13 protein-coding genes and 1 pseudogene are annotated in these 17923 nt (G+C 69.2%); 6 read left to right on the top strand and 8 right to left on the bottom strand.

Annotation, left to right across the window (positions count from 1 at the left end; all coding sequences use genetic code 11):
* Window positions 1-231: 231 nt before the first annotated feature.
* Window positions 232-1188 carry an alpha/beta hydrolase fold domain-containing protein gene (locus ACFZDE_RS17115; RefSeq protein ID WP_391200440.1) on the top strand — a complete coding sequence of 319 codons (957 nt, stop codon included), beginning with the start codon at window positions 232-234 and terminating at the stop codon, window positions 1186-1188.
* A gap of 207 nt (window positions 1189-1395) precedes the next feature.
* Here ACFZDE_RS17115 and ACFZDE_RS17120 read toward each other — a convergent pair.
* Window positions 1396-1764, bottom strand: a pseudogene (locus ACFZDE_RS17120) (YchJ family protein); the annotation flags it as partial.
* A gap of 434 nt (window positions 1765-2198) precedes the next feature.
* Here ACFZDE_RS17120 and def point away from each other — a divergent pair.
* Complete coding sequence (def, locus tag ACFZDE_RS17125; RefSeq protein WP_391200526.1) at window positions 2199-2873, top strand: peptide deformylase; 675 nt, start codon at window positions 2199-2201, stop codon at window positions 2871-2873.
* Between the two features lie 87 nt (window positions 2874-2960).
* On the opposite strand, the gene ACFZDE_RS17130 is transcribed toward def, so the two are convergent.
* The 7 genes from ACFZDE_RS17130 to ACFZDE_RS17160 form a co-directional block, all read right to left on the bottom strand.
* On the bottom strand, window positions 2961-4079 hold the full coding sequence (locus ACFZDE_RS17130; protein ID WP_391200441.1) for a substrate-binding domain-containing protein: 1119 nt from the start codon (window positions 4077-4079) through the stop codon (window positions 2961-2963).
* A gap of 104 nt (window positions 4080-4183) precedes the next feature.
* Window positions 4184-6148 (bottom strand): beta-L-arabinofuranosidase domain-containing protein, encoded by a 1965-nt coding sequence (locus tag ACFZDE_RS17135; RefSeq protein ID WP_391200443.1) that lies wholly within the window; start codon window positions 6146-6148, stop codon window positions 4184-4186.
* A gap of 110 nt (window positions 6149-6258) precedes the next feature.
* Window positions 6259-7272: an NAD(P)-dependent oxidoreductase gene (locus ACFZDE_RS17140; RefSeq protein ID WP_391200444.1), complete on the bottom strand. Its 1014-nt coding sequence runs from the start codon at window positions 7270-7272 to the stop codon at window positions 6259-6261.
* Between the two features lie 593 nt (window positions 7273-7865).
* The gene (locus ACFZDE_RS17145) at window positions 7866-8609 is read right to left on the bottom strand and encodes a hypothetical protein (RefSeq protein WP_391200445.1); all 744 of its coding nucleotides are present in this window, start codon (window positions 8607-8609) and stop codon (window positions 7866-7868) included.
* Between the two features lie 10 nt (window positions 8610-8619).
* Complete coding sequence (locus ACFZDE_RS17150; protein WP_391200446.1) at window positions 8620-9486, bottom strand: ABC transporter permease subunit; 867 nt, start codon at window positions 9484-9486, stop codon at window positions 8620-8622.
* Complete coding sequence (locus tag ACFZDE_RS17155) at window positions 9483-10436, bottom strand: ABC transporter permease subunit (protein ID WP_391200447.1); 954 nt, start codon at window positions 10434-10436, stop codon at window positions 9483-9485. Before ACFZDE_RS17155 ends, ACFZDE_RS17150 begins: the two co-directional genes overlap by 4 nt.
* Before the next feature lie 47 nt (window positions 10437-10483).
* Window positions 10484-11506 carry an extracellular solute-binding protein gene (locus ACFZDE_RS17160; RefSeq protein ID WP_391200449.1) on the bottom strand — a complete coding sequence of 341 codons (1023 nt, stop codon included), beginning with the start codon at window positions 11504-11506 and terminating at the stop codon, window positions 10484-10486.
* Between ACFZDE_RS17160 and ACFZDE_RS17165 the strand changes: the two genes are divergently transcribed.
* From ACFZDE_RS17165 to ACFZDE_RS17180, 4 genes are all read left to right on the top strand, one after another.
* Window positions 11466-14264 carry a Tat pathway signal sequence domain protein gene (locus tag ACFZDE_RS17165; RefSeq protein ID WP_391200450.1) on the top strand — a complete coding sequence of 933 codons (2799 nt, stop codon included), beginning with the start codon at window positions 11466-11468 and terminating at the stop codon, window positions 14262-14264. The two genes, ACFZDE_RS17160 and ACFZDE_RS17165, sit on opposite strands and share 41 nt — an antisense overlap.
* An 86-nt stretch (window positions 14265-14350) precedes the next feature.
* On the top strand, window positions 14351-15499 hold the full coding sequence (locus ACFZDE_RS17170; protein ID WP_391200451.1) for an alginate lyase family protein: 1149 nt from the start codon (window positions 14351-14353) through the stop codon (window positions 15497-15499).
* Window positions 15500-15510: 11 nt separating this feature from the next.
* Complete coding sequence (locus ACFZDE_RS17175) at window positions 15511-17103, top strand: family 43 glycosylhydrolase (RefSeq protein WP_391200452.1); 1593 nt, start codon at window positions 15511-15513, stop codon at window positions 17101-17103.
* Window positions 17100-17888 carry an alpha/beta fold hydrolase gene (locus ACFZDE_RS17180; RefSeq protein ID WP_391200453.1) on the top strand — a complete coding sequence of 263 codons (789 nt, stop codon included), beginning with the start codon at window positions 17100-17102 and terminating at the stop codon, window positions 17886-17888. Before ACFZDE_RS17175 ends, ACFZDE_RS17180 begins: the two co-directional genes overlap by 4 nt.
* Window positions 17889-17923: the final 35 nt, after the last annotated feature.

Below are 17923 nucleotides of genomic sequence, written 5' to 3' on the forward strand. Positions count from 1 at the left end.
GGGCCCGTTGACGCCAGAAACCGGCTGCGGTGCAGGCGTGACGCCAGCGTCCCTCGACGCCCGTGGGGCGGACCACCGTGGTGGCTCGGGAACCGACCGGCACCGAGCCGGGAACCGACCGGCACCGAGCAGGGAATAGCCAACGGCGATTTCAGCCGGTCACCTCGCAGATCGCCGCCTGTAATCGCCGTCTGCGTCCTCGCGGAAATCGTCTCCCCCGAAGGAGCTTGCGTGACCCACTCCGATGCCATCGCCGCTACCCTCGTCGCCCAGCGCCCCACTTTCGCCATGCGGCTGGTCAGCGCGGCACTGGGCCGACGAGGGCGCCGCAAGGAAGGTACGCCGGCCGACCTGGCCGCGGATCGCCGACTGCTGCGGCGACTCACGTCCCTGGCTCGCGCACCCCGCGGCGTGAAGCTGACCGAGGAGGTGATCGCGGGCGTAGCGGTGCTTCGCGCGTCATCCGGAGCGCGGGCCCGCGGCACCATCCTCTACCTGCACGGCGGGGCCTATATGGCAGGCAGCGCCCGGGACGGCGTCACCGCGGCCCACATGTCCGCCGACAACGGTCCCGACCTGGTCAGCGTGGAGTACCGGCGGGCGCCTGAGCACCCGCACCCCGCAGCGGTGGAAGACGTGTTGGCCGTCTACCGGGAACTGGTACGCGCTCCCGGCCCCGATCGACTGGTGGTCGTCGGCGAGTCGGCCGGCGGCGGCCTGGCGCTGGTCCTCCTGCAAAGGGCGCGAGAGGAGGGTTTGCCGATGCCGGCCGCCGTGGTGCCGGTCTTCCCCTGGGCCGACCTGACTCTCAGCGGCGCGAGCACTACGGCGAACATCGGACGCGACATGCTCACCCGCTCCCATCTGCTGGAGGCAGCGGGTTGGTACGCCGGCGGGCGTGATCTGCGCGAGCCCGGACTGTCACCGTTGTTCGGTTCCTTCCGCGGCTTCCCGCGCACCTACGTTCCGGTGGGCCGGCACGACCTCTTGCTCGACGACGCACGACGGCTGGTGGCGCGGATGCGCGCCGAGGACGTCCAGGTCGTCCTCGAGGAGTGGCCGGGAACGATCCACGGTTTCGTCCGAGTGCCCTCAGCGGAGGGCCGGGAGTGCCGTAGGCGGATACGGGCCTTCGTGCATGAGGCCCTTCCCGCGGCAACCCCGGCGGTCGGCGTGGAACGTTCCTAGAGCCAGTCAGTCGCGGCTGCGACTGTAGCCGTCCCCGCAACATGCGCGCCGAGGATTGCCAGTCCCGCAGGTGCCGAAGCGTGGGACATCGGTCACCTGACCACGAACCGCGGTCAGGTGGCCGCTCCGCCGCCGAGATGGCCGTCCGGGCCGACCAGCGACAAGAGGTGAGAACAAGCCTTCAACTGCCCGGCACCGGTTCAGGGTCCCATCCACGTACACCCACGCCCCGTCCACCCGCTCGAACCGGCTCCGCTCATGCAGAGCGCCGCCTCGAAAAGAGGCCCGGAAGGTCACTGTCCCGGTGCTGTGAAAGGCCGAACCCTCGCTCGAGTCGAGGATCTCCAACCCGGTCCACCGCATCCCCGGTACGAAGCCGATCTGATCCGGACGCGTCCTCGGATGCCATGTCCGCAGCAGATACGCCTCGTTCTTATGCACGAAGGCGCTGTAGCGCGACCGCATGAGCGCTTCTGCCGTCGGCGCGGCGGCGGCACCGGAGTGATAACGCCCACAGCACTGTCCATACCTCTCCAGAAGCCCACAAGGACAAGAACGCACGGTGATACCAGCCATCATCCAGTCCCTACCGGCACGTTCTCGACCGCTTTGCGATGCCTGGCCCGGACTCCTGGGACTCCCCGGACTCCCTGACCTTCACAGCCCGACCATGCCGTGGTCGAACTGCCCGGTGGGTAAGGCGGTGCAACAGGGACCACCTCGCCGAACAGCAGGGGCCCCAATGCCCTGTCAGTCTCGTTCACTGATTCACAACTCGTTTCTCACGGGAAATCCACGGACGTACCTGATCTTGAGTGATTTCATAATGACACTCAGTTCCACCTCGGATCCCCGCTGGACGCGCCACGGACGCGATGCGCGAGCAATAGCAGGGCCGGCGCTCGGTGAGACCACGAGGGTCCTTCATCCTCGGTATGCGCACGATGAACGAGGTGGCTTTCCCATGACAGGCAGGAATTGCGGTGCCCAGCTCCAATGACACACCCCCACTGACCACCGGAACCACGAGCGGAATCGCCGACGGAATCCATCGCGTTGACGACGAGGGATTCGCCATCGACACGGACAACTGCGACGAGCGCGAACAGGCGTATCGCGAGCGAGGTACCTCACGTGCGATCACCGTCGTCGGAAGCCCAGTGCTCCGCACGGAGTGCCGGGAGGTCACCGAGTTCGACGATGAACTCCAACAGTTGGTCGCGGACATGGTCGCCAGTCAGCGCACCGCACAGGGCGTCGGCCTGGCCGCCAACCAGATCGGCGTCGACCTGAAAGTGTTTGTCTACGACTGCCCCGACGACAAGGGCGTCCGACATGTCGGCGTGGTCTGCAACCCCAGAATCGTCGAACTTCCCGTGGAAAGACGCCGTCTGAACAACGACAACGAGGGCTGCCTCTCGGTGCCGAACGCGTACGCGAAGCTCGCCCGCCTCGATTATGCCGAGGTCACCGGACAGGACGAGAAGGGCAATCCGATCAAGGTGCGGGGGACCGGCTACTTTGCTCGGTGTTTGCAACACGAGACCGACCATCTGAACGGATACCTCTACATCGATCGGCTCTCCAGGCGTGACCGCAAGAACGCACTACGGCAGATGGCCGAGAGTGAACCGCATTACGCCGTGGTCCTGACAACTGAATCAGCGCCGTCTCCGTCTTCGTGACCGGCTGAAGAGCAACCCAGGGCAGAATCTGCGGAGTTGCTCCCGCCGTCCAGGGTTCCCGACCGAACGGACGAGGAGTCACCGGCCTTACGGGCGCGGGCGGCGTACGGACTGACGGATCACCAGTTGCGTGCTGAGGACGACATGGTCGTCGCCGCTGATGCGTTCGCTGCGTTCCAGGGCGAGCCGGACCGCTGTTCTTCCGAGATCCTCGTACGGCACCCGGACCGATGTGAGCGACGGGGTCAGGTCCGCGGCGAAGGGGACGTCGTCGAAGCCCACCAGGGAGATGTCCCGGGGGACGTTCAGGCCGGCGTCGCGGAGCGCGGCCAACGCGCCGAGGGCCACCATGTCCGTCCCCGCGAGGACGCCCGTGAAGTCGACCCCCGCCTTCAGTGCGTCCCTCGTGCGCTGGTAGCCGGAGACGCGGGTGTACGGACCGGGGACGTCCAGCTCTTCCGCGTACTCCACGCCGTGCGCGCGCAGGGCGTGGAGGTAGCCCTCCCGCCGCTGCGCCCCCGTACTGAGCTGTGGGTCGCCGCCCAGGAAGAGGACGCGCCGGTGGCCCTGGACGAACAGATGGTCTGCGGCCTGGAAGGCGCCTCCGCGGTTGTCGTAGTCCACGACGGTGACCGGGTGATCCCCGGGCAGGGGCGGGCGGCCGACCAGGACCAGACGTGACCCGGCGGCGTCCAGGGCGCGCGCGTACTCGGTCATGCGCTGGAAGTAGGCCTCGTCCTGCACCGTCCCGCCGACGAGGACCACCGCGGCAGCGTGCTGCTCGCGCATCAGCTGCACCAGGTCGTCCTCGCGGGCAGTGTCTCCGTGAGTGGCGCAGACCAGGCTCAGCCGGCCTCGCAGGGCCGCCTCCTGCTCGACCCCGGCGGCGACATGGGCCAGCGACGGCCCGGTGATGTCCCGCAGGACCAGCGCGACGGGACCGGCCACCCGCCCGGAGAGGGCTTTGGCGTGGACGTTCACCACATAGTGCAGCGACTCCACGGCAGCCATGATGCGCTCCCGGGTGGCGGCCGACACGGGATAGTTGCCGGCCAGGGCCCTGGAAACGGTTGCTACCGACACCCCCGCCCGTTCGGCGACATCGCGAATCGTGCTGGGGCGCTCTTCACCTGCCTGATTCTTGCGCCGACGCCTGGAAGCCGGGGAGGCGGGCGTTGTGGGAGAACCGTTTCCATTCGCTGTCACACCTTGACGTTACTGCACTGCGCCTCCTGTCGGACACCGGATGGGGCGATCGGTTCACGAATTTCAGTAAACGATTACTGTCGCCATGATGACCGCGCCGACGTCTACCCGCGGGCGGCCAGCGGCAGCCAGACGCGCATGGCACCCGGCTTGCGGTTGGCCCAGGCGTAGTACGGCACCGCCGTCAGCTCGACGCTCTCCCGGGGTTCGCCGGAAGTCGCCGACGCGTACGGCAGGTAGGGCCAGTCGCCGGACGCATCGTCGGCGCGGAGGCGGTTCCCCGTGACGCTCACCGTTCGCACCCCGCCGAGCAGTTCGGGGCGGTTGCGCACGGTCAGTGGCGTGTCCGGCGGCACAGCGATCCCGTCCGGGTCCAGGCGCCCCGGCTGGTCGGTCTGTTCCAGGCAGTAGACCAGCGGACCGCGTTCGACGGCGGCGCAGCCCCGGACGGCGTCGACGCGTGAGGAAGGGACGGTGAGCCGGGCCGGCATCGCGAGGTCGAGGCGGACGGTGTCGCCGGGGGTGAACGCGCGGGTGATGCGCAGCCAGCCGGTGTCGGCCCCCTCTTCGACGGTGGTGCCGTTCACGGTCAGGGTGTGGTCGGCGCACCACGTCGGCAGGCGTAGGGAGAGGGTGCGCGGCAGGGCGGTGGGAGCCTCGTCCACGGTGACGGTCACCGTGCCCTCCCACGGATACTCCGTCGTCACCCGTACGGTGAGGCCGTCGCCGCCGTAGAAGCCGGTGGCGTACTGGTGCAGCTGCAGACCGCTGTCGTCGGCCGTGGCCACGTAGTGCGGGAGCCCGGCGAGCAGGCGCATGACGTTGGGCGGGCAGCACGCGCAGCGGAACCAGGGGGTGCGGTGGGCGGTCTGGTCGCCGGGGCGTTCGTGTGAACGGGCCCTCCGATGAAGCGGGTTGACGTACAGCCAGGTGCGGCCGTCGAGACCGGCGCCGGCCAGGAAGCCGTTGAACAGGGTGCGCTCGACGAGGTCGGAGTAGCGGGCCTCGCCGGTGAGCAGGGCCATGCGCCAGGAGAAGTGGACGGAGGCGATGGCGGCGCAGGTCTCGGCGTAGGCGCGGTCGGCCGGCAGTTCGTGGGCGTCGCCGAAGGCCTCCCAGTCGTGCCGGGAGCCGACGCCGCCGGTGAGGTACGTCTTGGTCGTGACCATGTCCCGCCACAGCCGCTCCAGCGCCGTGCGGAGTTCCGTGTCGCCGGTCTCCGCGGCCAGGTCGGCGGCTCCGGCGAGGAGGTAGAGCTGGCGTACGGCGTGGCCGGTGACCTCGTCCGCCGCGCGGACCGGCGTGTGGTCCTGCCAGTACTCGGGCCCCGGGTCGCGGTCGTGGCCCCGGTCGGCGCCGGAGGAGAGGGTGCCGTGGCCGCGGCGTTCCAGGAAGTAGCGGGCCAGGTCCAGGTACCGCTTCTCGTCGGTCGTCCGGTGGAGTTCGACGAGGGCGGTCTCCACCTCGGGATGGCCGCAGACAGTCTCCACCTGCTTGCCGGGGCCGAAGACGGAGTCGATGTGGTCCGCGAGCCGGCGGGCCACGGCGAGCAGCCGGTCGGAACCGGTGGCCCGGTGGTGCGCCACGGCGGCCTGGATCAGATGTCCCGCGCAGTACAGCTCGTGTCCCCAGCCCGGCTCGGTCCAGGGAATGCCGCCGCCGAGCTGGTAGTACGTCTGGAGGTAGCCGTCCTCGCGCTGGGCGGCGGCGATCAGCTCGACGATGGCTTCGACCTCGGTGGCGAGCGTCTCGTCGGGAGTGTCCGCGAGCTGCCAGCAGGCGGCTTCCAGCCACTTGTAGACGTCGGAGTCCTGGAACTGGAAGTCGCCGGAGAAGCCGGTGCCGGACGGGGTGTCCGCGCCGTCGGTGCGCGGGGCCGCGGCGGCACGGAAGTTGGCCAGGTTGCCGGCCTGCTCCAGCCGCCCCGCGCCCTCGGTGAGGGAGATCCGGGCGTTGACCCGGCGACGTTCGGCCCAGAAGCCGCCCTCGATGCGGGCCGCGGAGGCGGGACGCAGGGGTGAGACGGCACGGGGGGAGGGGTGGACCGGTCCGGCCTGGGTGGTGTTCAAGGGTGTCTCCGAGGGAAGAGGGACGGGCTGGGGTGGGGTGGGGTGCGACGGGATCGGCGTTGCGGGTGCCCGGCGGGCCGTCCTCGGCCGTCGGGTGGGCGTCGAAGTCCTCAGGCGCTGATCGCCAGTTCGGCCCGGTCGACCGGGTGGGCAGGCGGCAGCCCCGTCGTCAGGCGTTCCAGTTCCGTCACCACCGTGCCGCCGAGGCGGGCCAGTTCGTTGCCGAGGGAGCCGGCGATGTGCGGCGTGAGGAACACGTTCGGAAGGCGGTAGAGCGGGGAGTCCGCGGGCAGCGGCTCGGGGTCGGTGACGTCCAGGATCGCGCTCAGCCGGCCGTTCACCAGTTCCTCGGTGAGCGCGGTGTGGTCGACGAGGGCGCCCCGTGAGGTGTTGATGAGGACGCCGCCGTCGGGGATGAGCGCCAGCCGCTCGCGGTTGAGCATGTGATGGGTCTGCGGGGTGTCGGGGGCGTGCACGCTGACGATGTCACTGGTGCGCAGCAACTCGTCGAGGCCCAGCGGGACCGCGCCCAGCTCCGCGGCCGCGGCGGCGTTGACGTAGGGGTCGTGGAGGCTCACCGACAGCTCGAAGGGCCGCAGCAGTTCCAGTACCCGGCGGCCCACCCGGGAGGCGCCGATCAGACCGACCCGGCGGCCGAGGTTGCCGACCGTCGCGTACTCCGTCGCAGCGGGGTAGACGTGCTCGGCCCGGAAGCGTTCGCGCAGCCCGAAGGCGTCCTTGCCGGCCAGCAGGATCGCGGCGAGCGTGTACTCGGCCACGGGCAGGGCGTTGGCCCGCACCGCGCTGGAGAGGGTGAGACCGCGCTCCCAGAACGGCTCGCCCACGAGGTGGCGGACGCTGCCGCCGGCGTGCAGGACGGCGCGCAGTCGCGGCGCCGCCGCCAGTACCTCCGCGCCGAGGTGCGGGCAGCCCCAGCCGGTGACCAGTACCTCGGCGCGGCCCAGGGCCTCGGCCGCGGCGGGATCGGAGAAGTCCTGTGCGACGAGCGTGGGGTCGACCCGCGCCAGTTGCTGGAGGCGGGTCAGCAGCGGAGGTGGGAAGAGTTCGGGCAGATGTACCGGATTCATGGCGAAGAGGGCAAACGGTGGCGCTGACGTGTGCATGGTGCTCCTGGGGAGGGGTGCCGGGATCGGCTGGCGACAAGCCTGAGCGTCACAGTAAACGTATTCCACGCTAGAAGTCCCAGTGAGTCCGGTCAATGACCAGCTCTGCGGCACGGGTACGTCACAGAGAGTCCACCCATCTGTCCCAAGGTGACGCGAACGTCCATGGTCAGGCGCATCGACGGGTAACGCTCTGGAAAGTCGAGCGAAACAATCCGGCGCCACCTCTTGTGGATCTGGCTCCCTCGGTCGTACCGTCCACGACAACAAACGATTACTGCCTCGCCGCGCAGTACCGTTTCTCTCCCCTCGCGTCGCCCTGACCGCGCCGTTCCCCCACGTGCAGGCGCCGTCCCGTTCCTTTCGTGGAGGACCGATGTCCAAGTCCGGTATCCGCCCCAGGGCCCTTGTCCCGGTGGCCGCCGCCGCTTCTCTCTCCCTGCTGCTGAGCGCTTGCTCGGACGACTCCGGCTCCGAAGCCTCGGCGGCCACGAAGGGCAACGTCACGCTGGAGTTCTGGAGCTGGACGGAGGGCATCGAGGCGCAGACCGAGGTGTGGAACAAGGAGCACCCCGAGACGCAGATCAAGTTCGTCAACGCCGCCGGTGACACCGCCTACCAGAAGCTGCGGGCCGCGGTGAACGCGGGCACCGCGCCCTGTCTGTCCAAGATGGACGGGATGAATTTGGCGAGCTTCTGGTCATCTTGTAGTACAGCTGGTCGACGTTCTGGCCGTAGGACCAGATGCGGCCCATCGAGCGGATCTCCAGCTTCACCTTCTTCCTGCCCCGGGTGAGCCGCTCCGGAAGCGGCAGGGTGTGGAAGAAGAACCGGCCCGGGGTACGCGGCGCGGTGTCCAGGATGTCGAGGCTGTCGACGGCTCCCTCGTCCTGGTAGCCGACCTGCTTGCCGTCGCAGAACAGCTGCAGCCGCCACATGTTCGTGCCGGAACCCGCCTGCTGCGAGGTGGGGTCGTAGTCGTCGCCCCACAGGCGAACGGTGACGTAGGTGGTGTCGGTCGGGCTGACGACTACGTCGAACTCGAGCGTGCCGCCCCAGTACGTGGCCGGCTCGGTGGGGTTGAGGACACGGGCCTTCTGGCCGAGGCCTCCGGTGACCGTGTCGGAGAGCGTGGCGGTGAGACCGTGCGCCGACTCGGAGCTCTCGTTGCCGAAGACGACGATGTCCAGCGGCTTGCAGACGGCCGGCTCGAAGGCGGCGTCCAGGGCCGGGGCCGCGGCGGCGGACGGGGAGTTCAGCAGGCCGAGGCCGGCCGCGGCGACGCCGGTCGTGCCGGCGTACTTGAGGACATCACGTCTTCTGGGTGCGTTGGGCAAGGCTGATCCTTTACTTGAGGCTGCCCATGAGGATTCCGCTGCGCCAGTACTTCTGGAGCGCGAACATGAAGACCGCGAGCGGAACGATGGACAACAGGGACCCGGTGAGGACGAGGGTGTTCATGTCGCGGGCGGTCTGCGCCTGCTGGAGCCAGGAGTACAGCCCGAGGCTCACAGGGAACGTGCGCTCACCGGTGAGCATGAACAGGGGCAGGAAGAAGTTGTTCCAGATGTTGATGAACTCGAGCATGAAGATGGTGATGCCGCCGGTCCGCATCAGCCGCAGCGCGACCGACCAGAAGATCCGCAGTTCCCCGGCGCCGTCGAGACGGGCCGCTTCCATCAGTTCGGTGGGGATGGAGCTGTCCGCGTACACCTTGCCCAGGTAGACCCCGAACGGATTGATGAAGTAAGGGATGAGTACGGACCAGATGGTGTTGGTCAGCCCGACCTCGGCGAAGACGAGATAGAGCGGGAAGGCCAGCAGGGTGCTAGGCAGCAGCGAGGCACCGACGATGACCGCGAAGAACGCGCCCCGGCCCTGGAAGTCGAACCGCGACAGCCCGTACCCGGCGGCGAGCGAGACCAGGGTGGAACCGGCCGCGCCGAGTGTGGAGTAGAGGATCGAGTTGCCGATCCAGCGGGTGAACACCCCGTCGTGGTAGGTCCAGATCTCCTGGAGGTTGTCCGCCAGGTGGTTGGAGGAGAACCACAGCCCGAAGGTGGAGTACAGGTCCGTCTGGTTCTTCGTCGCGGAGACGATCAGGAACCACGTCGGGGCGAGTGAGTAGATCAGGAAGAGGACCAGCAGGCCGGTGGTGAGCGCCACCGCGCGGCGGGTGGGGCGCACGCCGCCCCCGGATGCGACAGCGCTCATGACATCTTCCTGTTCGTGACCCGGTAGAAGACGAAGGCGAGAATGCCGGTGACCACGGCCAGGACCAGGGACTCGGCGGCGGCGTACTGGTAGTCACCGGTCTTGAACGCCTTGTCGTAGATCTCCATCATCGGAGTGAAGTCGGTGTTGATCGACTCTGGCGCGATCTGCCGCAGCAGGAGCGGTTCGGCGAACAGCTGCAGCCGCCCGATGAGGGAGAACATGCCGGTCAGCACCAGGATCCCGGTGATGTTGGGAATCTTGACCGACCAGGCGATCCGCCATTCCCGGGCCCCGTCCAGCCTGGCCGCCTCGTACAGCTCGCGGGGCAGCGCCTGCAGCGAGGCGGAGATCAGGATCATGTTGAACCCGATCCCCTGCCAGGTCAGCAGATTGCCCAGGGAGAGGTAGGTGTTGAGGCCGCCGAAGAAGGTGATGTCCGTGCCGGCGCCGTGCGCGAGGTCGAGCAGCGGAGAGCCCGTCGGGCTGTAGAGGAACAGCCAGATCACGGTGGACACCACGGCGGGCACCACGTACGGGATGAGCAGCGCCGCGCGGAAGAACCGCACCGCGCGGGCGGCCACCCCGTCCAGGAGCAGGGCGAGCAACAGCGCGAGGCCCAGCATCACCGTGATCTGCGCCGCGCCGAACAGCAGGGTCCGCAGCATGCTCGACCAGAAGTCGCCGTCACCGAGGATGGAGGCAAAGTTGGAGAAGCCGGTGAAGACGACCCGGGTCGGGCCGAAGCCGAGACCGCTGCTCTTCTTCTCCCGCAGGCTCTGGCTGAAGGCGTAGCCGATCGGCACGACGTACGTGGCCAGGAAGCCGAGCAGGAAGGGCAGTGCGAACAGCAGTCCCTTGTGGGCTCCCCGGCTCCCGGCCCGGCGGGGGGAGGGCCGCCGGGCCGGGGAGTCGGTGGCGACCTTGGGGGGTCGCGTCAGGGTGGACACGGTGTCTCCAGAGGTGGGTCCTACAGAGGCGGGGCCTACAGGGGAGGTCAGCTGCCGGCGACGGCCTTGATGCCCTTGCGGTTGAGGTCGTCCACGGTCCACTTCTGCAGCGAGGTCAGCATGTCCTTGACCGTCAGCTGCTTCTTCATGACCTTGCCCCACTGTTTCTGCATCTCTGAGTACATCGCCGCGTAGTTCGGGCCGTACTGCCACTGCTCGCCGACCCGCGAGGCCGCCGTGGTGATCACCTGCGCGCTGTCCGACTTCCCGTTGAACATCCCGGTCGGGATGATCTTGTCGACGTACGGCGAAACGTCCTTGACCGCGGGGAACAGGCCCGACTTGGAGGCAGGGTCGGTGAGCGCCGTCAGTGACTCCTTGCTGCTGCTCAGCCAGGCGGCGAACTCGGCCGCGCGGTCGGGGTACTTACAGCCCTTGAGGACGCCGGTGGCGTCGAAGTTGCTGGAGGTCCGCGGCTTGGCGATGTCGAAGGCCGGCGAGTCGGCGAGCTGCCACTTGCCCTTGGACTTGGGGAAGTTGGTGTCGTAGATCGGCAGCTGCCAGGTCGAGGTGGTCATCGCGATGGTCTTGCCGAGATCCCAGGTCTTGAAGACGCCCGGGTCGGCGTACGACGCGTTGGACGCGAGGTCGCTGTCGACGAGCTGCTGGACGATGTCACCGGCCCTGAGGGCCTCGGGAGAGGTGAAGTCAACGACCCAGTGGTCGCCGTCCACCTTGTACCACTGGGCGCCGGCCTCCCAGGACAGGTCGACCAGCGTGCTCGGGTCCTCGCCCGCCATGTTGTAGATCTTGACGTTCTCGTCCTTCTCCTGGACCTTCTTGCCGGCGGCGATCAGGTCGTCCCAGGTCTTCGGGGCCTCGATCCCGTACTTCTGGAACAGGTCCGCGCGGTAGGCGGTGAACAGCGGCGACGACCCCATCGGAATGCCGAAGGTGGTGCCGCCGGGGCTGACCGCGTTCCACGCGGCGACCGTGTACGCGCCCCTGTACTTGGCCGCGACCTCGCTGATGTCGGTCAGTAGCCCGTCGGCGGCACCGTCGCGGGGCATCTACCGCCTTTACACCCACACCGAGCCGTACTTCGTCCCGCCCAAGGGCGAGGTGCAGGGCCCCGCGCCGGTGCCGAAGGCCCGTACCGTCGAGGGCCCCGAGACCCTGGAGGCGGTGCGTCAACGCGTCGCCAAGGACCAGAAGCAATATCTGACCGGCGCTAACCCCGCCGGCATGGACGCCTTCGCCTTCCAGTCGCTCGCCGAGGGCTACCTCTGGTCCGGCAGCCCCGCGTACCACAGCCCGGCGGCGCTGGACCGCGTCCTGCGCGCGCTCGACGGCCGGTACATGGCGTGGAAGAACGACGCGACCGTGATGACCGGCTCGGACCAGCAGTGGCAGGGCTTCGGCCGGGTCGGGCTGGTGCTGGCGCTGCTCTGGGAGCACCTGGGCGACCGCCTGGACGAGAAGGTGACCGGCTCGCCGTACGAGATCTCCAACCCCGGTTTCGAGGAGGGCGGCGACACTCCCATGGGCTGGGAGGTGCCGGGTTGGGGGAAGACCGCCGACGCCTCCTGGTCCCGGGACACCACCGTCTCCCGGTCGGGCTCCGCCTCGCTCAAGGTGGCGGCGAGCACGGAGAACGGCTTCATCACCGTGTACAACTCGCCCAAGACCCGCGTGGGCAAGGGAAAGTACACCTATGGCGCCTGGATCCGGTCCGACGGCGTCACCGGCAGCGGCGCCCACATCGATCCGCTGTTCTTCGACGCGAGCGGCAAGCTCGTCGGCGGCGACCACCGGCAGTACGCCACCACCGGCACCCACGGCTGGGAGTACGTCTCCATAGACCTGGACACCCCGGACGGCGCCACCCAGATGGAGATGCACCTGCGCCTGTCCGGCCCCGGCACGGCCTGGTTCGACTCCGTCGACCTGATCAAGCCCACCGAGCTGCGCAACCCCGGCTTCGAGCAGGGCGCCGCCACTCCCGCCGGCTGGGAGGTGCCGGGCTGGGGGAAGACCGCCGACGCCTCCTGGTCCCGGGACACCACCGTCAACCGGTCCGGATCCGCGTCGCTGAAGCTGGCGGCCACCGCGGCGAACGGTTTCGTCACGGCGTACAACATGGCGAAGCTCCAGGTCGGCAAGGGAAAGTACACCTATGGCGCCTGGATCCGGTCCGACGGCGTCACCGGGACGGGCGCCCACATCGACCCGCTGTTCTTCGACGCGAGCGGCAAGCTCGTCGGCGGCGACCACCGGCAGTACGCCACCACCGGCACCCACGGCTGGGAGCAGGTCTCCATCGACCTGGAGACGCCTGCCGGTGCCACCCAGGTGGAGTTCCATCTGCGGCTGAGCGGCCCGGGCACCGCCTGGTTCGACGATCTGACCGTCACCCCGCCCGCGGACACCGGCACCCCCGAGCAGCCGGTGCGGCGCGCCGCGTACATCGACATGCTGAAGTCGAGCCGGGACTACTGGCGTCAGCACTTCCCGCACTACACCAACCAGTCGCAGATCTGCGCCATCGGCATCTACCAGGCCAACCGCGGCCTCGGCCTGCTCGCCCCGGAGCTCGCCCTGCCGGAGGAGAAGGCCCGCGACTACATGTACCAGTCGCTCGGCATGAAGCCCTACCTCGGCAAGGAGGACGAGGACGGCAACCCCACCAAGCCGCTCGGCGAGAGCTACCACCAGGTCAGCCGGGCCGGTCTGACCCGCGAACTGGGGTATGTGGGCAGCTACGGCGAGGTCCACGACTGGCTGGCCATGATGTACGAGTCGGTCACGCGCGGATACCGGGGCAAGGAGGCGCCGGAGCTGCGCGAGCAGATGGTGAAGATCATCAAGGCTCGGGGGCGGTTCCGGGTGGTCGACGTCGACGAGACGGGCGCCCGCGTGTCCCGCATCGAGACGGTCGTCGGCTGGCGCAACGAGGTCTACCCCGGTGAGGTCGCCTACGCCTCCCGCACGGCCTGGGACTCGCACCCGCTGATGTCGGCGGTGGTGTTCAAGGACCCGGACATCGTCGGCTGGACCCAGGAGATGGTCGACGACGGGCAGTTCTACCGGCAGCTCGACCTGCTCGTCCACCACACCTGGACCCGCGTCGGCCTCGCCGCGCTGCGCCTGGTCTCCCGCGACTGGGACGCCTTCCAGGCCCTCCCGGCCCGCCCGGGGCGCATCCCCACCGCCTGGGACCGGCCCGACTTCGTCTTCACCGACGAGGAGAACGGCGTCCTGGCCGTGAAGAACGGCGAGGAACTCCTCTTCGCCTCCCTGTACTGGCGCGCCCGGCAGGGCGTCAACGACTACGCCCGCATCCACCACCTCACCTCCACCGACCAGCGCTCCGCGACGATCCGCCAGCGCTCGGCCGGCGCCACCGACGACACGTACACGGTCAACGACTGGATCCTGTGGGACTACGCGATCAACGACCCCGGGGCCGGGCACATCCCGCCCGGCGGCTTCCCTCCGCCCGGCGACACCCTGCACCAGTCGCAGGCCGGTGACGTCCACCACCTGGCCCCGGTCCCCGCGGACGTCCCGGACCCGGCGCTCGGTGTCCACTTCGAGGGCGTGGAGACCATGCTCGTCGGACGCGCGCCGTTCTATCTGTGCGAGTACGGCGACTACCTGATCGCCATGAACACCAGCACCGACCGGACGTACACCCTGCCCGCCCGCCAGGACTTCGGCCCCGCCCGCGACCTCGCCACCCGCGAGAACATCGGCGCCGGACAGCGTCCCAAGGTCGGCCCGCGCAGCACGCTCGTGCTGTACCGGGGCCGGCGCGCGGCCGGCTGACCGCCCCGGGGGAGCCGGGCCGACGCCCGGCTCCCCCTCATCTGCCACCCCCCTAACACTCAACGTCGAGTGACAGAGGAAGACGCATGTCCGAGTCACAGCCCACCACGCCCGCGTCCCCGAGCCGCCGCCGATTCCTGCAGATCACCGCCGTCGGTACCACGGCGGCCGCCACCGGGATCGCCGCGATCCCGACCGCGGACGCACTGACCTCCTTCATCCACCCCGGGGTGCTGCACAAGCTCTCCGACATCCAGCGGATGAAGACCCGGATCGCGGCCGGCACCGAGCCCTGGCTCAGCGGCTGGAACGTGTTCAGGACGAACGGGTACTCGCAGTCGAACTACGCCATGATGGGCCCGCTGGCGACCATCGACCGCGGCACCACCGAGATCGGCAACTGGGAGTTCTGGAACGACTGCAACGCGGCCTACCAGAACGCCCTGATGTGGAACCTGACGGGCACCACCGCCCACGCCACCAAGGCATTGCAGATCATCAAGGCATGGTCCGCCACCCTCACCTCGATCACCGGCAAGGACGCCCAGCTCGCGGCCTCCATCTACGGTTTCAAACTCGCGGCGGCGGCCGAGCTGATGCGGTACACCGCCCCCGCGGGGAGCTGGTCCGCGGCCGAGATCACCCGCACCGAGAACCTCTTCAAGAACGTGTTTGTGCCCCTGGTGAGGACGTTCGGCGACGCGGGCTGGGGCACCAACTGCATCAAGGCGATGATGGCGTTCGGAGTGTTCTGCAACGACACCTCCCTCTACAACGCCGCCGTCGACGCCTTCCACCTGCACGACTGCTGCAGGATCAGCCGGGTGATCAGGGACTCCGGCCAGTGCGTGGACAGCGGCCGCGACCAGGCCCACACCCAGCTCATCCTGGGCAGCATGGCCGAGGCCTGCGAGATCGCCTGGGTCCAGGGCCAGGACCTGTACTCCGCCTCCTCCAACCGGCTGCTGGCCGGCTTCGAGTACACGGCGAAGTACAACACCGGCAACGACGTCCCGTACACCGTCTGGGGCTCCTGCCAACTCACGTTCAACTCCATCTCCACCATCGAGCGCGGCAACCTGCGCCCGATCTACGAGATGGCCTTCAACCACTACGTCAAGCGCCGCAGCCTGCCCGCCCCCTGGACGTACGCGGCCATCGGGAACATCAGCCCGGAGGGCGCGGCGTTCCAGTGTGACCACGTGGGCTTCGGCACCCTGCTGTTCACCCTCTGAGCGGAGCTTTCGTGATCCACAACCCCGTCCTGCGCGGCTTCGAACCCGACCCCGTGATCCTCCGCGTCGGCGCCGACTTCTACATCGCCACCTCGACCTTCGAGTGGTACCCGGGCGTCCGGATCCACCACTCCAGGGACCTGGTCGACTGGCGGTCGCTGGGCGGGGTTCTGGACAGCAGGCGCCTGCTCGACCTCACCGGCGTCCCCGACTCCGGGGGCATCTGGGCGCCCGGACTGTCGTACGCGGACGGCCTGTTCCACCTCGTCTTCACCGTCGTCGACACCTACGCCGAGGGCTGGAAGGACCTCCCCAACTACGTCACCACGGCCGCCTCGATCGAAGGACCGTGGTCCGACCCGGTGCTGCTGCACGGCCGGGGCTTCGACGTGTCCCTGTTCCACGACGACGACGGCCGCAGCTGGCTGCTGAACATGCGGTTCGACTGGCGTCCGGACCGGAAGGGATTCGCCGGGATCGAGATCCAGGAGTACGACCGCAAGACCCGGGCTCTGCTCGGCGAACCCCGCACCCTCACCACCGGAACCTCCGTCGGTGTCGCCGAGGGCCCGCATCTCTACCGGCGCGACGGCTGGTACTACCTGGTGCACGCGGAGGGCGGCACCGGATACGAACACGGCGCGGCCGTGGCCCGCTCCCGCGACCTGCTCGGACCGTACGAAGCCGATCCGGCCGGCCCCCTGCTCACGTCCCGGCACGACCCGGCCCTTGAGTTGCAGAAGGCCGGGCACTGCTCCCTCGTCGAGACGGCGGCGGGGCAGTGGTACGCCGCCCACATCGCCGCCCGCCCCCACACGGAGCGGGGCCGGTGCGTGCTCGGCCGGGAGACCGCGCTCCAGCCGGTCACCTGGACCGACGACGGCTGGCCCCGCATCGCCGGAGCCGTACCCGCCGTCGCGGTACCGGCACCCGCGCTGTCACCGGCGCCCGTCGCCGGACCACCGGCGAACGACTGCTTCGACGCTCCCGTCCTCGGTCCCGACTGGTCCACGCTGCGCCGCCCGGCCGGCGACGACTGGATCGAGCCGGCACCGGGGCGGCTGCGCATCCGGGGCGGCCAGTCGCCGGTGGGCCGCCGCACGCCCAGCCTGCTCGCCCGGCGGGTGACCGCCCCGCGCTGCTCCTTCGAGACCAGCCTGACCATCTCGCCTCGCACCCCCGACCACCTGGCGGGTCTGACGGCCTACTACAACACCCGCAACTGGCACTACCTGTACGTCACCGCCGAGGACGACGGCTCCCCGGTCCTACGGGCACTGAGCTGCGAGGCCGGCCGTCTCGTCGCACACGAGCCGGCCGTACCGCTGAAGCCCGGACGCCCGGTCGTCCTGCACGCCGAACTCGACGTGCCGGCCCTGCGCTTCTCGTACGACACCGGTGGGGGAGTTCAGGCGCTGCCGATCGAACTCGACGCCACCGTCCTGTCCGACGAGCACGCCGACGAGTTCCACGACGGCCAGTTGCGCGTTCTCGGCTTCACCGGCGCCATGTTGGGACTGTGGGTGCAGGACCTGGACGGCGCCGGTGTCCACGCGGACTTCGCCTACGCCACGTACCGGACCTCTGAGGACGTTCGCGCATGACGATCATCGACCTGAAGCGCGTCCACCTCTTCTGCACCGCATTCGGGCCCGACCGGGCGGCCCCGCTGCTGCTGGTGCACGGCTGGGGTGGAGACGGCCGGGAGTGGTCCGCGCACGCCGAGGCGCTGGCCGACCGGTTCCGCGTGGTCGTCCCCGACCTGCGCGGGCACGGCCGGTCGGACGTCCCCGACGAGGGCAACACGCCGACGGAGATGGCCGACGACCTCGCCGCGCTGCTCCGGCACCTGGGCACCGGGCCGGCGATCGCCGTGGGCCACTCCATGGGCGGCCAGGTCGTCAACCTGCTCGCGGTACGGCATCCGGAGCTGGTCCGCTCGGTCGTCGCCCTCGATCCGGCTCACGGCGCGCACGGCGCGGAAGTCGAGGGGATCCCGGCCCGGCTGGCGGAGTATCGGGAGCGCGGGGCGCGCGCCGCGGCCGAATTCATCGCCGGCGCCTTCCCGGCAGGCGCTCCGGCCGGACTGCGTACGGCACATGTCCGCACCATGCTCGGCACCCCGGACCACGTCATCGCCCAGGCGTACTCCGGCATGTACACCGACTCCGGCGCGGTCGGCGTCCGCCCGCACAGCGAGGCGCATCTGCGTCGGCGCACCCAACCCGCGCTCACCGTATGGACCTCGGCGCAAGCGGCCACCTGGGAACGCGGCACCCTGCATGTCCCCGGCTCCCGCGTCGAACACTGGCCTGACACCGGGCACTACCTGCACGAGGAACATGTCGGACGCACAGTGCGCCTGTTGGAGGACTGGGCGACGCGTTAGCTGTCAGTTATAATATTATGTGCGTCAGGCTTTGG

Source organism: Streptomyces sp. NPDC007929 (assembly GCF_042959065.1).
Classification (GTDB): Bacteria; Actinomycetota; Actinomycetes; order Streptomycetales; family Streptomycetaceae; genus Streptomyces.